General features: G+C 49.1%; 11 protein-coding genes. 6 read left to right on the top strand and 5 right to left on the bottom strand.

Going from position 1 to position 14,636, the window contains the following annotated elements; translation table 11 throughout:
- The first annotated feature begins 86 nt into the window (after positions 1-86).
- Entirely contained in the window at positions 87-1,094 is a 1,008-nt protein-coding gene (locus tag NDI33_RS07100) for a zinc-dependent alcohol dehydrogenase family protein (RefSeq protein WP_190677159.1), read from the top strand.
- Positions 1,095-1,107: 13 nt separating this feature from the next.
- Here the strand turns inward: NDI33_RS07100 and NDI33_RS07095 are convergent, their stop codons facing one another.
- The 3 genes from NDI33_RS07095 to lgt form a co-directional block, all read right to left on the bottom strand.
- Positions 1,108-1,716, bottom strand: a complete 609-nt coding sequence (locus NDI33_RS07095; protein WP_190677157.1) for a hypothetical protein — start codon at positions 1,714-1,716, stop codon at positions 1,108-1,110.
- A 166-nt stretch (positions 1,717-1,882) separates the two neighbouring features.
- Entirely contained in the window at positions 1,883-2,737 is an 855-nt protein-coding gene (gene cobM, locus NDI33_RS07090) for a precorrin-4 C(11)-methyltransferase (protein ID WP_242033210.1), read from the bottom strand.
- Between the two features lie 386 nt (positions 2,738-3,123).
- Positions 3,124-4,008 (bottom strand): prolipoprotein diacylglyceryl transferase, encoded by an 885-nt coding sequence (gene lgt / locus NDI33_RS07085; protein ID WP_190677155.1) that lies wholly within the window; start codon positions 4,006-4,008, stop codon positions 3,124-3,126.
- A gap of 402 nt (positions 4,009-4,410) precedes the next feature.
- On the opposite strand from lgt, the gene NDI33_RS07080 reads away from it, so the two are divergent.
- Together NDI33_RS07080 and rlmN are read left to right on the top strand one after the other, a co-directional pair.
- Positions 4,411-7,320 carry an ATP-binding protein gene (locus NDI33_RS07080; protein ID WP_190677153.1) on the top strand — a complete coding sequence of 970 codons (2,910 nt, stop codon included), beginning with the start codon at positions 4,411-4,413 and terminating at the stop codon, positions 7,318-7,320.
- A gap of 28 nt (positions 7,321-7,348) precedes the next feature.
- Entirely contained in the window at positions 7,349-8,476 is a 1,128-nt protein-coding gene (rlmN, locus tag NDI33_RS07075; protein ID WP_190677151.1) for a 23S rRNA (adenine(2503)-C(2))-methyltransferase RlmN, read from the top strand.
- A gap of 30 nt (positions 8,477-8,506) precedes the next feature.
- On the opposite strand, the gene NDI33_RS07070 is transcribed toward rlmN, so the two are convergent.
- Complete coding sequence (locus NDI33_RS07070; RefSeq protein WP_190677364.1) at positions 8,507-8,689, bottom strand: replication restart DNA helicase PriA; 183 nt, start codon at positions 8,687-8,689, stop codon at positions 8,507-8,509.
- A gap of 726 nt (positions 8,690-9,415) precedes the next feature.
- Positions 9,416-11,752, bottom strand: coding sequence for a glycoside hydrolase family 31 protein (locus NDI33_RS07065; RefSeq protein ID WP_190677149.1), 2,337 nt, complete (start codon positions 11,750-11,752; stop codon positions 9,416-9,418).
- 453 nt (positions 11,753-12,205) lie between these two features.
- Between NDI33_RS07065 and NDI33_RS07060 the strand changes: the two genes are divergently transcribed.
- The 3 genes from NDI33_RS07060 to NDI33_RS07050 all read left to right on the top strand — a co-directional run bounded on the left by NDI33_RS07060 (position 12,206) and on the right by NDI33_RS07050 (position 14,300).
- On the top strand, positions 12,206-13,042 hold the full coding sequence (locus NDI33_RS07060; protein WP_190677362.1) for a dienelactone hydrolase family protein: 837 nt from the start codon (positions 12,206-12,208) through the stop codon (positions 13,040-13,042).
- A 305-nt stretch (positions 13,043-13,347) separates the two neighbouring features.
- On the top strand, positions 13,348-13,830 hold the full coding sequence (locus NDI33_RS07055) for a flavin reductase family protein (protein ID WP_190677147.1): 483 nt from the start codon (positions 13,348-13,350) through the stop codon (positions 13,828-13,830).
- 116 nt (positions 13,831-13,946) lie between these two features.
- The gene (locus NDI33_RS07050; protein ID WP_190435216.1) at positions 13,947-14,300 is read left to right on the top strand and encodes a phenylpyruvate tautomerase MIF-related protein; all 354 of its coding nucleotides are present in this window, start codon (positions 13,947-13,949) and stop codon (positions 14,298-14,300) included.
- Positions 14,301-14,636 lie beyond the last annotated feature (336 nt).

Raw genomic sequence — 14,636 nt, 5'->3', positions numbered from 1 at the left:
ATGCGATCGCAATGTGACGCTAGGAACCCAGACTTGCGGTAGAGTTCTCAATAAAAGACCCTTGGCTTAGCAACAAGAACGACCTGATGAAAGCAGTTTTGATGACAGCATCTGGCGCACCGGAAGTCTTGCAACTTCAGGAAGTCCCAAACCCGACGATTGAACAAGACACAGAAATCCTAGTCCGTCTTCGGGCGGCGGGAATCAACCCGATTGACACTAAATTGCGGCAGCGGGGCACCTTCTACCCAGACCAAATGCCCGCTATTTTAGGCTGTGATGGGTCGGGAGTCGTGGAAGCAGTCGGTTCTGGCGTCCAGCGGTTTAAGGTTGGCGACGAAGTGTATTTCTGCGCGGGTGGACTGGGGGCAAAGCTGGGAAATTATGCTCAAATGGCGGTTGTCGATGAGCGATTTGTTGCCAAGAAACCCGCCTCTATAAGCTTTGCAGAAGCCGCCGCTGCCCCTCTAGTTCTGATTACCGCTTGGGAAGCCTTATTTGAACGGGGGCGGCTAGAACCCAAGGAACGGGTGCTGATTCACGCGGGTGCTGGCGGTGTCGGTCACGTCGCCATTCAACTGGCGAAGCTGAAAGGTGCGGAAGTTTGTACCACCGTTAGTTCTCAGGACAAGGCTGATTTTGTCCGCGAATTAGGTGCCGATGAGGTAATTTTTTATCAGCAAACTGACTTTGTACAGGCGGTTCTAGATTGGACTGGAGGAGAGGGCGTAGACTTAGCCTTTGATACGGTGGGCGGAGAAACCTTCTATAAAACGTTCCCCGCCGTGCGAGTTTATAGCGATCTGGTGACGATTCTGGAGCCAGACCCCGCTTACTCTAATTGGAAGATTGCGCGATCGCGCAATCTCCGGATTAGCTTTGAATTGATGCTAACCCCTGCATTGCAAGGACTTCTGGAAGCTCAACAGCATCACGCAGAAATTTTAGAACAGTGTGCAACCTGGATTGATGAAGGTTCGCTGAAAATTCACCTGGCTAAAACTTTCCCTCTAGAAGCCGCCGCCGCCGCCCACCAACTGTTAGAAGCCGGATCGATTACAGGTAAAATCGCCTTGCTGATCGAGGGTGAATAAAACTAACCAGCGATCAACCCTCATTGCGTGGCTTCATTAGCTGCAAAAGTGCTGTCAAAGCCTTGTCTTCCGAGGCATTGACCCGGCGATCGAGCAAGGCAATGCTGACCGCTTTGGGAAGTGCGATCGCTGCAATATCTGGATCGAGTCCTTCCAGCAATTGCTCAAGCGACTGGGGCACTTTCAATGCCGATCTGACACCCAGCAGCATGGGTTCTTCTAAACCGAGTGCCTGAAGCTGACGAGACCAAACCTCCCAGCTGATCCTGACTTCCGGTTCCGCCGCCTGAATCAAATAAGCCAGCAACCGCTGTAGCTTACTTTGTTGCTGGGGCGTTAGCTGAGGCTGGGAATCCTCCGCTGGCTTTGCATCGGTTTCTTGGTTAAGGTTGCTGACAATTTGCTGCCAGTCTTGTTTGTCGCACCCTTCTGGTTGGTCTACCGTCAGCGAAATGCTAATTTTTTGGTCTGAACCGGCGTTGAGGTGCGTGACTTGGGCACGTACACCGAGAAAGCCCAGCCACTGGGCAATCGTCCCAATCAGTGTGGAACGAGTTGCCTGACAGCTAGCGAGTAACCGGATTTGAGTGCGAACCATTGGGCGCACGATTTGCGAAAGCATAGTTTACAAAATTGCCTGGATGGTTATCTGCTTATTAACGCTTCATCTGCATTGGGTGCTGTTACCAATCAGACTTTTCTCACCTTACATTTTGCACCGGGAAACTTCTTCCCTACAGGTGTAGGTTTTTGACGATTTGGGAGCGTTAAATATTCAAAACTTACCCTTATAAGGAGGAGTTGGGGGAGAGGTTCGCGGATTTCTGGCGAAACAGATGAGTATGTTCAGGATCGTACAGACGCGAACGACGTTTCGCTGTCGCCAAAGACCCTGGTGTATTTTCCACCGTCCCCAAGGCGGGACTAATCACATAAAGCGTCGTCCGAATCAAATTTTCCTGCTGCGTCACAGTTGCCATTTGATCCAAAGGAACCAGGAAGATTTTCTCATCAGGCCAACCGACTCGAAAGCAAATCGCCACAGGTGTATCGGCGGGGTAGTGCTGCATCAGTTTCGCTTGCGCGTCTTCGACGTGACGCGCCGCTAGATAAAGGCATAAACTTGCCTGATGCGCTGCTAGGGAGGCTAATTCTTCTCGTTCCGGCACCGCTGAGGCGCGTCCGCTAATCCGGGTGAGGATAATCGTCTGCACCAGTCCTGGCACCGTTAGCTCAACTTTGAGCTTGGCGGCGGCTGCCTGGAAAGCACTGATGCCGGGGACAATTTCAAAAGGAATGTCAGCCTCTGCTAAGGCTTGCATTTGCTCGAAGACAGCACCGTAGAGGCTGGGGTCGCCAGAGTGGAGGCGGATCACAGATTTATGCGATCGCACTCGTTCAATCATCACTGGCAGAATTTCTTCGAGGGTTTTATTCCCGGTGCGAATAATCTCTGCATCCGCACGCACCCCCTGCAAAATTTGCACCGGCACCAGAGAATCGGCAAATAAGATTACATCCGCAACCGCGAGTAGTTTCTGCGCCTTAACCGTCAATAAATCTGGATCTCCCGGCCCTGCACCGACAATGTAAACGGCTGGTGCCAGAGGAGACAATGATTCGCCAATAAATTTAGTCGCCAATTCAGACAAACCTCTTTTAGAGTGTGTAACTTATCAGTCATCTGTTGATCGTTCTGCAATTTTGACAAAATTGCAGATTGCTTCTGATTCCCGTACAGCGGTAGCTATCTGCGCCTACCGAGTCAAAAAAATTAAATTGATTACGGACACTTTCCGGATTCGTTCCACTTCCCCGGTAATTAAGGAATGGTAGATGCACCCTGGTTTTGCTCTAGAGTTTGACTCTAGAGCATTTTTTTTGGGATTTTTTTGGGAATAATTTCTCCTGAAACCTAGCTTTTTCTACCAATTCACTTGATTAACGCGACACTTCAACTCTCAAAGCCCGATTATAAAGACGGTTGAGGCATCTGAGGTTTAATCTCGCCCCCGTGAAATGGGAGGATTCATCGTTGGGTGTTCTCGCTGGTAGCATTGTTATCACTAGAAGCTGACACGACATCTGGCAGAGAACGACGCAACAAATAAACCCAAGCCAGACCCGCCAATCCCAGCGCCATTCCCAGTAAACTGATTGCTTGTGCCATTCGCAACGGCCCCAGCATCAAGCTATCGGTGCGTAACCCCTCAATCCAAACGCGACCGGCGCTATAAGCCACCATGTAAACCAAAAACAGCGTACCTGCCTTGAGACGTGGTCTCTTCAAATCCCGAAAAAACAAGGTCATCAGCAACCCAAACACTATTAAATTCCAAAGAGATTCATAGAGAAAGGTGGGATGGAAGTAGGCAAAATTTTGGTAATCGGGCGGACGGTTCTCGACCGGAATCAACAGTTTCCAAGGCAAATCGGTAGGTGCCCCGAAGGCTTCAGAATTGAAGAAATTGCCCCAACGCCCGATGGCTTGACCCAAAATGACAGAGGGCGCGACTAAATCGGCAAGTTGCCAAAAAGAGATTTTTTGGATTCGGGCAAAAATCAAAGCTGCCAAAGTGCCACCGATGATCGCCCCATGAATGGCAATGCCTCCTTTCCAGATGGCAATGATGTCACCCGGTCTTTGGGCGTATTGTTCCCACTCAAATAAAACATAGTAAAGTCGGGCACTGGGAATCGCCGCTACAACTAGCCAGAGTGCGAAATCGCCCGGTATATCTGGGTTGATGTGACGGCGGGACGCCAGATATCGAGAAAGGGTGACGCCAATTAATACGGCTGAGGCAATTAATAGACCGTACCAGCGAATGGTAAACGGTCCCAGCTCAATGAGGATTGGGCCTGGAGAGGTAAATTCAAATGCCAAAGGCAGAGAGGAAATATCAAGAAGCATCGGCTTTGATTGAGTTCCAGCGTAGCCCGGACAAGACTCGCTGCTAGCACTTCATAGTTTATCGAATGCTTGATTCAAGTCTTGCATAGCAGCAGCTAGATCGCGATCGCTCACACGCCTCTAGCCAATTCTCAGTCCCCTGGTCTCAGTTCCGTGGAAATCTGGACACGCTGACACCCCTTTCAAAGGGCAATCAACATTCAATCAATCAAATTACTGCTGACCCTTGCGAAAACTGTCAAATTGTGCAAATAAACAAGTTTCACGATCGCAAGCAGCAAGATTAAGACAAATAGCGGTAGCGAGTACCGATCCGATAGATAGATATTGATATTGCAACTGTACTTATATACGACCGTGATGGCAGCATTCGCGGAACCATCACGCTGAGATCGAACAGAGATGACTGAAGACCGAATTACTCAAAATCCTATCGTTGAAAATCGTAATCTGCGCCTAAATCAGCGTTCATCTATGCACCTGCCGCGCAGCCTGAGTGCCTTAGAAACTTGGGGTTTTGGGTTCACAGGTCATCTAGCCTGGATTGGCACAGCCCCGCTAATTCATGCAGCATTAGGATCATCTGCCATCTTTGTGTGGTTGCCCGCAGCGATTGTGGGCATGCTGCTGAATCTGCAAGTGAAACGCTTAGGAGAACACTGGCCTGAAATATCGGGAGGAACTCCAAATTACACGACTAAGTTACTCAAAAACTATCCCGGTCTAGCTCGTTATGCGGCGATCGCGTACTTCATCGGCTGGGCAGGATATCTGCCAATCAACCCAATTATCCTCACGAATCTCATCAAGACTAATCTAGAACCTTTAGGGATTGATTGTCCGGAAACGGCTCTGAAAATAGGATTCACGCTGATTGCTTATATTGTCGCGTTCAGCGGCACGCGAGCTTTAGCAATCTTGCACACGTTTTTCATTCTTCCAGCAGTCGGATTCTTATTGGTGTTTTGTCTTCAAGGTCTAGGATGGTTAGCCTTCTCGCCCGCGAGTCCCGGATTTTTTCCTAGCACCTGGTCAACCTTAAACTTTGTGGATTGGGCAAAGTGGTCTTTTTTCGCAATCTACATTGCCTACGCCTGCGAGACAGCCTCCGCATTTGTCGCCGACAGCCGACGCCCTGGAGAAACGCTGCGATTTCTCAGCTTGGCAGCTTGGCTAATGCCGCCGGTCATTCTGGGCGGTTCTTGGGTACTCATGCGCTTGGCAACTGTACCAGACTTGGGCGAAGACACGTTCTTGAACTTTTTCACAGCAGCAAAGCCCTTCTGGGGCGAGTCAGCTTCCTTAATCGTGACCCTCCTGATCGTCTCTAGCTGCCTTCTCGCTTGCGCGACTGCGGTTTCTAATTCTCCCCGCATTTTGTACCAACTTGCCCTAGACGGACACCTTTCACCCGTCTTCGCGGTCGTCTCCCGGCAAGGCGTTCTGCAACCTGCCCTAATATTTTCCCTTGGCATCAGCTTGATCTATTTGCTTTGGGGAGATATTTCTCGAATTGTGGTAGTAACGGGTACTGGCTATCTTGTCGCCATTATGTCAATCCAGCTGGGCTTGTGGTTGCAGCGAGGCAAACCCGAAGTGCGCTGGCCTTGGTGGTCGCTGGGCTTCTTCGCCCTCGAGGCGGTTGTTCTGGTAGTGGGGGGTTTAAGTTGGAGCTGGCAAGATGTGCTAGTTGGGCTGCTGTCTCCGATCGCTGTTTTGGCTTGTGATGCAGCGATTCGTCGGATCGCATTTGAGCCTTTCCACCCAGCCTGGTGGATTGAGCGTTACCGGGTGAAAAGCTTTCAGGTCAAAGATTTTGTTGCCTTTCAGGTGATCGTCCTGATTCTATTGGTTTGTAGCGCGACGGCGATCGCCTGGGTGCTTCGGAACGGGATTGGGCAGATTTCTGGGAATGCCAGTAACAATCTTTTAGTCATTTTGCTGATGACGCTCGCTTTTGTAGCGATCGCAGTTGCCTGCTGGACTAGCTTGCCTCAAGTGGCTGCGATCGCTGAAGCACGGGAACACGCGGAAAATCTTTTTATCACTGCCCTAGACACGGTTCCGGATACCATTCTCGTTTTGGATGAGAGCGGCGCGATTCGTCAAGCCAACCCAGCCGCTGTTGCCCTTTTCGAGATGGACGCTCATCAGCTGATTGGGCGTCGCCTCAACGATTTCCTCTCTGGGTTAGCTGGGTCGCCTGAGATTTGGCAAAGTCGCAGCGAACAGACATTCCGGCAGGATGAAACGAGCTTACGCACGATCGAGGTGACACTCTCCCACCGCTCGAATCGCCAGCTTCAAGAGTATATTGTCATCCTACGGGACATCACGGAGCGCAAGCTCTCCGAAGAAACATTGCAACAATCGGAAGAGACTGCTAGAAAGCAAGCGATCGCTCTAGAACAAACCCTGCGAGACCTCCGGCAAACCCAAGCTCAATTAATTCAAACTGAGAAAATGTCTAGCCTCGGTCAACTCGTTGCGGGTGTTGCCCATGAGATTAATAACCCTGTCAACTTCATCTACGGAAACCTGACCCATGTGGGTAACTACACTCAGGATCTTCTCGGTTTAGTTAACTTTTACCAGCAGGGTTATTCCTACACTGATCCAAACATTCAAGGCTTGGTTGAAGAGATCGATCTTGATTTTCTAATTGAGGATTTGCCGAAAACTTTGTCTTCGATGAAAGTAGGAGCAAACCGGATTCGGGAGATTGTGCTGACTTTGCGTAACTTCTCTCGGCTGGATGAAGCCGAGATGAAACCTGTCAACATTCATGAGGGAATCGATAGTACCCTCGTGATTTTGCACAATCGTCTGAAGCATAAACCAGACTTTCCGCCTATTCAGGTCATCAAGCAATATGGCAACTTGCCGCTGGTGGAATGTTATGCCGGACAAATGAATCAGGTATTTATGAATATCTTGAATAATTCGATTGATGCTTTACAGGAGCAAGATAAAGCGCGAAGCTCAGAAGAAATTAAAAAGAAACCCAGCACTTTAACAATTTCTACTCAACTTTTAGACAAGAATTGGGTGAGAATTGGAATTAAAGATAATGGGCCGGGAATGAGTGCAAGTGTCCGGGGGCAACTGTTTGACCCGTTTTTTACAACCAAACCAGTTGGTCAAGGCACCGGACTAGGGCTATCGATTAGCTATCAAATTGTTGTCGATAAGCATGGGGGAAAGATGAAATGTCTATCTCGACCTGGGGAAGGCGCAGAGTTTCAAATTGAGATTCCCATTGGGCAAACTTATAAAGTAAACCCCAGCGTCGATCGAGAGGTTCTAGGATAGAGATCCTAGCCAAAACTTTTGATTATTTATGTCTGCTACGCCCCGCTCTCAGGTTCAGTCTTCTACAGGCAGTCAGCATCAAAATCAATTTGATGAAACTGCTCCCGTTGATAAACAGCGGGTAACGAATAAAAACCCAGCCAGAACAATTCCTCCCCTTTTAGGGGCAAATTTAGCTGAATTAACCCAATGGGTGCTTGCTCAAGGACAACCGGCTTACCGAGGACAGCAACTGCATCAGTGGATTTATGAAAAAGGAGCGCGATCGCTTTCTGACATTACTGTATTTTCTAAGCAGTGGCGCGACCAAGTAGCAGATGTCCCGATTGGACGCTCTACGATACATCATCGTTCTGTTGCTCCAGATGACACGGTGAAGTATCTGCTGCGGTTGGCAGATGGTCAAATTATCGAAACAGTCGGTATTCCCACAGAAAAGCGCCTCACGGTGTGCGTATCTTCCCAGGTGGGTTGTCCGATGGCTTGCGACTTCTGCGCTACGGGGAAGGGTGGTTTTACCCGCAATCTCGCACGCCATGAAATCGTCGATCAGGTGTTAACGGTTCAGGAAGACTTTAAGCGACGAGTCAGCCATATTGTATTTATGGGAATGGGCGAACCTTTACTGAATACGGTAAATGTTCTGGGAGCGCTAGAGATACTAAATAAAGATGTGGGAATTGGACAGCGTTCGATGACGCTCTCCACTGTGGGAGTACGCGATCGCATCCTCGATTTAGCGAAACATCACTTGCAAATCACCCTCGCAGTTAGCCTCCACGCACCCAATCAGGCACTTCGGGAAAAACTTATCCCCACGGCGCAGCGATATCCCCTGGAAGATTTGTTAGCTGAATGTCGGGAATATGTTCAATTAACAGGTCGCAGATTGACGTTTGAATACGTTCTGCTTGCGGGTGTGAATGACCTCCCCCAACACGCGAATGAACTTGCGTCTCGTCTGCGGGGATTCCAAACTCACGTCAATTTAATTCCCTACAATCCTATCCACGATGCTGACTATCAGCGTCCAGATTCCGGTCGAATTCAAGCTTTTGTGGCAGCTTTGAAAAAACAGCATATTGCTGTTAGCGTTCGCTACTCTCGTGGTTTAGAAGCGAATGCTGCCTGCGGACAACTTCGAGCTTCTAAATAATCTGTAAAAGCAATTCTTTGAGGATTGCTTTTACAGACGACTTGCATCCAGACCGGGTGCGTATGCTTCGATTACTCTCCCGGTTCGAGAACAAGTCACCATCAAGTAGTCACAAGTGCGGCATTGTGTCCGCGTTAGCTGGCTGCTAGAAATGAAATGTCGTTCACCCGGACTGCCACAGTTAGGACACCTAATTGCTTGGACGAGCTGCATTGTTAAAGTTTTCATGTCAATCAGTTTTTTAAAACCAGAGAATTGCTAGGTTTAACACCAATACTATCCGGTGAAAGTGTAGCTAAATTAACAATTTAGCTTTACGCAATGCGGAAAAAATCAATTTACCTTTCTAGACTATTATGGCAACCTTTTTGATAATTATCCATAATCAATTGGATGATTACAATGAATCATTCTTTGGGAATATGGGTCTATCTAGCTTTGATCCCCATTGTGAACTTATGCAAATCAGGGATGTTCGCACAGGGTCTTAACATCATTTGGATATTTCTGATATGCTGATTGTGTAAAGTTTGGTAGCTCTCTAACAAAGATTTATAGAAGTTATCAACACCTGCCCAAATCAAATCTACAGCTAAAATAAAATTTTCTAAGCAAATTTTATTTTGCTTTAATATTTAATTAAATTTTTTGCATCAGTCTTTAGATATATTTTAGTTTTCGCAAGATGGCTTGAGCGAGAATCTGGGATCTGCGATCGCTCTGATAGAAAGTAAAGAATGCCAAAAGAAGCGATTTGCCCTCAAGAGCAAATCGCTAACCGTAAAGGATTGAAATTAAATCTGGTTGATCGCGCCTCCCATTAGAAGCACCTCCTCACTCCGGCTCCCCTCTATCCCCCCGCAAGCAGGGGGAAGATAAGGAATAAATTTTTTTCACGGAGGGGCTGGGGGTGAGGTTCAAACCCAAGAACCGGGCAATTTAAAAAGTCAGTTGACGCGCCGTACTATCGTCAACGAAACGCTGTTCGCCAACGCCCACTAGCTGCACAATGGTTTCGCGGCTGGGTGGCGTCCAATTGCCCTCTCGCGCTGTAATTGCAACCCTCGTTTGTTGCCCTTGGGAATCAACGCGGTAGGTTGTAGTTGCAAAGGCACCCGTTTGATATTCAAACGTATGCCCATCATCTTCGTAGAGTCTAAACTCGCCATTTCCAGGCCAGATGCGGAGAGTCAGTTCGTCAAGGGGACGCTCATCCATGTATTGCATCACCGGCTGCATGGGGATAATCGCTCCCGCACGCGCATATAGCGGCATTCGCTCTAACGGTGCATGAGCTAAGATATGCGTCGCGCCTTCGTAACGTTCTCCTGTCCACCAGTCGTACCAAGTGCCTTCAGGAAGATACACGGCCCGATATTCCACCCCTGGTCGATAGATGGGTGCTGCCATGAGGGAAGAACCGAGCAATACTTGGTCGTAGAGTTTATAGGTTTTCGGGTCGTTGGGGAAATGATAGAGTAAGGGACGTAAAATCGGTGCGCCAGTGGTTGCGGCTTCCCAGAAAAGCGTATAAATGTAGGGCAATAGCTGGTAGCGGAGATTAATATATTCGCGGCAGATAGCTTCAACGCGATCGCCAAAAACCCAAGGTTCGTGTCTTGCCGTACTCATTGCCGAGTGACCGCGCATCAACGGGTAAAGCATTCCCACTTGCATCCACCGGGCAAATAATTCCGCCGTGGCATTGCCAGCAAAACCGCCAATATCCGAACCGACAAACGCCACACCCGATAGTCCCATATTGCAGAGCATCGGCAGCGACATCTCCAGATACTCCCACAGCGATTGATTATCGCCCATCCACACCGACGACCAGCGCTGAATTCCGGCAAAACCGGAGCGTGTCAGCACAAACGATCGCTCTGTAGGACGCAGCCGCTTCAGCCCTTCGCAAGCCGATTGAGCCATTGATTGCCCGTACAGGTTGTGAGTTTCAGCATGGGTGGTGCGTTCTTCCTGGGCACCCTGGGGCGCATCTAGGGGGAAATATATTTTATTCCCCGGATCTCCAAACGGGCGATCGTCTATCGCCGGTTCGTTCATATCGTTCCAGATACCTGCAACGCCGACTTCAGTCAGACTTTTGTGCAAGTCGCCCCACCACTGGCGCACTTCCGGACGCAGGAAATCGGGAAAGACCGCTTTATCGGGCCAAACGTAGCCGTGGAATAGCTCGCCCTCTGCCTTACGGATAAAATAGTCATTTTCGATGCCTTGGTCGAAAACGTGGTAATCGGCTTCCGGCTCGTACTTGACGCCCGGATCGATAATTGTCACCGTCTTGAAGCCATCCTGCGCCAAGTCATTGACCAATTGGGCAGGATCGGGGAACCGTTTGGGACTCCAGGTAAACACCCGGTAGCCCTTCATGTAGTCAATATCGAGATGAATTACATCGCAAGGGATGCGACGGTTGCGGAATTCCTGAGCAAGTTCTCGCACCACCTCTTCAGATTCGTAACTCCAACGGCATTGGTGATAACCAAGCGACCATTTCGGCGGAAGTTGCATTCGACCTGTTAGCTGGGTGTAGGTGCTAAGAATTTGCGCCGGTTCCGGGCCATAAATGATGTAATAATCCAGTTCATCGCCCCGTGTTTCCATCCGCCAGACGCCCGGTTGTTCCGCACCGATGTCGAACTGGCTCCAAAAAGTGGTGTTGAAGAAGATACCGTAGGCGAGTTCTGGACGCAGCGCCATAAAAAATGGAATCGCCTGGTACATTTCATCGGTAAAGGAGCTGTAATCGAGGGCGTCAACTGTCCAGTTTGTTTGGACTTCGCTGAGTTTGTCGAGTAGCTTGGTGCGTTCGCCAAAACCGTAGAAATGTTCATCGGCTTCGATGCGCTTCCAGGCAGCGATCGCGCCTATGCGTTCAGCCATTCCCATCCCGGTATCTTGCGCGAAGGGTCGCCCAGTTTTATCAAAACACTCGATCCGGCACCCTTGGCGGTGGATGTACACCCGCATCTGCTCGGTTTCGATTTCTACCGCTGCGTCAGTTTCCCGAAGTTGGAAGGGTACGACTGACCATTCTGGATCGTCCAAGGTGACTGCCCAAGAACGACGTGGCATCAAATCGCCGCTGGGTGCCCAGCGTACTCGGACTAAGTTTGGTGCCAGGATGCTAATGGCAAGGCGCGAATTCTCACAATCGCCGTAGATTCCTCGATCGTGGCGTTCTATGGTTTTTAGGGTTCCAATTGTTGACCAAGATGTCCCTGTCGTAGGCAGTTTTCCAAAATATTGCGGCATCACCCCTCCCGGTAAACTGTGAATTTGAGTAGAAGCGATTGATAAGTTGCCCCTACAGCTAGCGATCGCTAATGAGCAAAATGCTTTTACTCACCTCGATCCAGCTTGTAACAGTTGATCGGCTGCGGCTTCTTCCAGGGGGAAGGTTTTGCTCCGGAGAAGCAGGGCTTTGAGAAGTCCGTTTAACATAGATCAGGACTTACGCTCTCGTTATGGAAAAACGAACCGCCAAGGACGCCAAGGACGCGAAGGAATAAGTAGTTTTAGAGAGTTATTGCGTAAGTCCTCATAGGTGTCAGCATCAATTCAAAGCGTATGGGATATGATTGCGCGATCGCGTTAGCGAAGCGAGGCGTTAGCCTAGCGCTGAAGGCTGCTGCCGAGAACATCGGCGGTTATCCCCGCCCAACTGATGCACAATCTAGACTTGAAGAAGTTTTTTGGAGAAAACTGCTGATGAAATTCACGCGCCGCGAATTTATCATGGTCTCTACGCTGGCGGCAGGGTTTGCCGTAGCAGTTCGCCCCATTTCTGCCCAAGTCATCACTACCGATAAGAAAGGCTTGGTGGCGGGTGAAGTGAAGATACCCGTAGAAGATGGGGCCATCCCCGCTTATCGGGCGATGCCTGCCAGGGGTAAGAATTTCCCCGTCGTGCTAGTTGTGCAGGAAATCTTTGGCGTCCACGAACATTTGCAAGATATCTGTCGCCGTTTTGCAAAACTGGGTTATTTAGCGATCGCGCCGGAACTCTATGCGCGTCAAGGCGATGTTTCCCGGATGAGCGATATTCAAGAAATTATCACCAAAGTAGTTTCTAAAGTCCCCGATGCTCAAGTTATGTCAGATTTGGATGCAACGGTTGCTTGGGCAGCCAAGTCCAGTAAGGGCAACACTGATAAACTGGGAATTACAGGCTTTTGCTGGGGTGGGCGAATCGTTTGGCTGTATGCGGCACATAATCCCACGCTAAACGCTGGCGTTGCCTGGTACGGACGCCTAGTAGGCGAGTCTTTGCCCCTCATTCCCAAATATCCTCTCGATCTAGTTGATCAGCTGAAAGCGCCCGTACTGGGACTCTATGGCGGCAGCGATACCGGCATTCCGAACGAAACAGTCGAGAAGATGCAGGCGGCGCTGAAAGCAGCAGACAATGCTTCGGAAATTATCCTTTATCCAGACACGCCCCACGGTTTTTTTGCCGACTACCGCCCCAGCTACCGCAAAGAGGAAGCAGAAGACGGCTGGAAACGCCTGCAAGCTTGGTTTAAAAAGTACGGGGTTGCTTAAGAAGCGATCGCTCATTCTGCGCTTCGGTTGCTTTTAAGTCTACTTAAGCCCTGGCGATTGGAAATCGCGGCTATACAAACGAAGTCCGCCTTCGCGGACTAAGGAAAAATCATTCTTGAACCTGTGTTAGCGAAGCGTGCCGAAGGCTAGGCAGGTTTTGTCTGTATAGCTGCGGTTTCAACCACCAAATCTTAATTTGAAACCGCTGTGCAATGTCATGCCCCTATGGAACTATCTCCAGATTGATGTTTCTTCCCAAGACATTGATAAACTAAGCGATGTATCAGTAGCTGTCAGGTAAAACTTTGCTAGACGAACAAGCCAAAAAAACTATTCTGCGTAAGATTCCTCACGGACTCTATATCTGCGGTGTCAAAGATGGCGAAGAAGTTAACGGCTTCACATCCAGCTGGGTGATGCAAGGCTCGTTTAAGCCACCGCTGGTTGTGAATTGCGTTAAGCAGGATTCTAAATCCCACGCCATGATCAAAGCCAGTGGCGTTTTTGCGCTTAGTTTCCTGGATGAGGGACAGCAAGACTTAGCGGAAAAATTCTTCAAGCCGCAGCGCCGCGTCGGTAATAAATTTGAAGATGTGGAATTTTATCTAGGACAAGAAACCGGCTGTCCCATCATCGCCGACTCCCTTGGTTATGTGGAGTGTAAGGTTGTCGGTGCTGTGGAACACGGCGATCATACGGTTTATGTCGGGGAAGCGATCGCTGCTGGCGTCCACCGCGAGGGTAAACCGCTTTTACTCGAAAATACCCCTTGGCAATATGGTGGGTAATCGGTAATTGGTAATCGGTAATTGGTAATTGGTTAGTAGCAAAGGACTAATAACGAATGACTAATAACGATTACCCATTACCTAATCCCTTTTAAAAGGAATTAGAGTAAAAGATTATGCCGCTAATCAAAGTTCAAACTTCTGTTGATTCTCCCGATCGGGGTGCTGTCGAGGGATTGCTGAAAAGTCTTTCTGCTAAATTAGCCAAGCATACAGGCAAACCGGAATCTTATGTGATGACAGCTTTTGAGCCGAGTGTGGCGATGACATTTGGGGGGACTCTCGATCCCGTCTGCTACGTCGAAATTAAAAGTGTCGGTAGCATGAGTCCGTCGCAAACAAAGGCAATGAGCCAAGATTTTTGTCAGCAAATTAATGAGAAACTTGGTGTATCTACAAACCGGATTTACATTGAGTTTGCTGATGCGAAAGGTTCAATGTGGGGCTGGGATGGGTCAACATTTGGTTGATTAAATCCTACTTGATAACGCCCACACCTAGAAGGCTGGGGCTACACAAATAAAGTCCGGCTGCGTGGGCTAAGAAGGTGGAAATATTGGGGTTTGCAATTGGGTGCAGTACATTGTGACCTCTCCCCAACCCCTCTCCTCGTAGGAGAGGGGCTTTTCCCCTTACCTTCAAGGGAAGGGGGTAGGGGGTTAGGTTCTATATTTGATTCAAATAACAAGCATTATACAGCAGATTGCAAGTTCATGAAGTACAGTAGCAGCAGTTTGTGAACCAGTTGCGTAGGTGTTTTGGATTGACTAAATCAAGTGCAGTAGCAAGCAAAGTATCAACCATTT

The organism is Trichocoleus sp. DQ-A1, assembly GCF_039961955.1.
GTDB lineage: Bacteria > Cyanobacteriota > Cyanobacteriia > Cyanobacteriales > FACHB-T130 > FACHB-T130.
Note: the sequence above shows the minus strand (reverse complement) of the source record. Positions and strands in the feature narration are given on the sequence as shown.

What these genes read in the sequence shown, in the direction of transcription:
- NDI33_RS07100 (WP_190677159.1), top strand. Translation starts at nt 87, where the DNA reads ATGAAAGCAGTTTTGATGACAGCATCTGGCGCACCGGAAGTCTTGCAA.
- NDI33_RS07095 (WP_190677157.1), bottom strand. Translation starts at nt 1,716, where the DNA reads ATGCTTTCGCAAATCGTGCGCCCAATGGTTCGCACTCAAATCCGGTTA.
- lgt (WP_190677155.1), bottom strand. Translation starts at nt 4,008, where the DNA reads ATGCTTCTTGATATTTCCTCTCTGCCTTTGGCATTTGAATTTACCTCT.
- NDI33_RS07080 (WP_190677153.1), top strand. Translation starts at nt 4,411, where the DNA reads ATGACTGAAGACCGAATTACTCAAAATCCTATCGTTGAAAATCGTAAT.
- rlmN (WP_190677151.1), top strand. Translation starts at nt 7,349, where the DNA reads ATGTCTGCTACGCCCCGCTCTCAGGTTCAGTCTTCTACAGGCAGTCAG.
- NDI33_RS07070 (WP_190677364.1), bottom strand. Translation starts at nt 8,689, where the DNA reads ATGCAGCTCGTCCAAGCAATTAGGTGTCCTAACTGTGGCAGTCCGGGT.
- NDI33_RS07065 (WP_190677149.1), bottom strand. Translation starts at nt 11,752, where the DNA reads ATGCCGCAATATTTTGGAAAACTGCCTACGACAGGGACATCTTGGTCA.
- NDI33_RS07050 (WP_190435216.1), top strand. Translation starts at nt 13,947, where the DNA reads ATGCCGCTAATCAAAGTTCAAACTTCTGTTGATTCTCCCGATCGGGGT.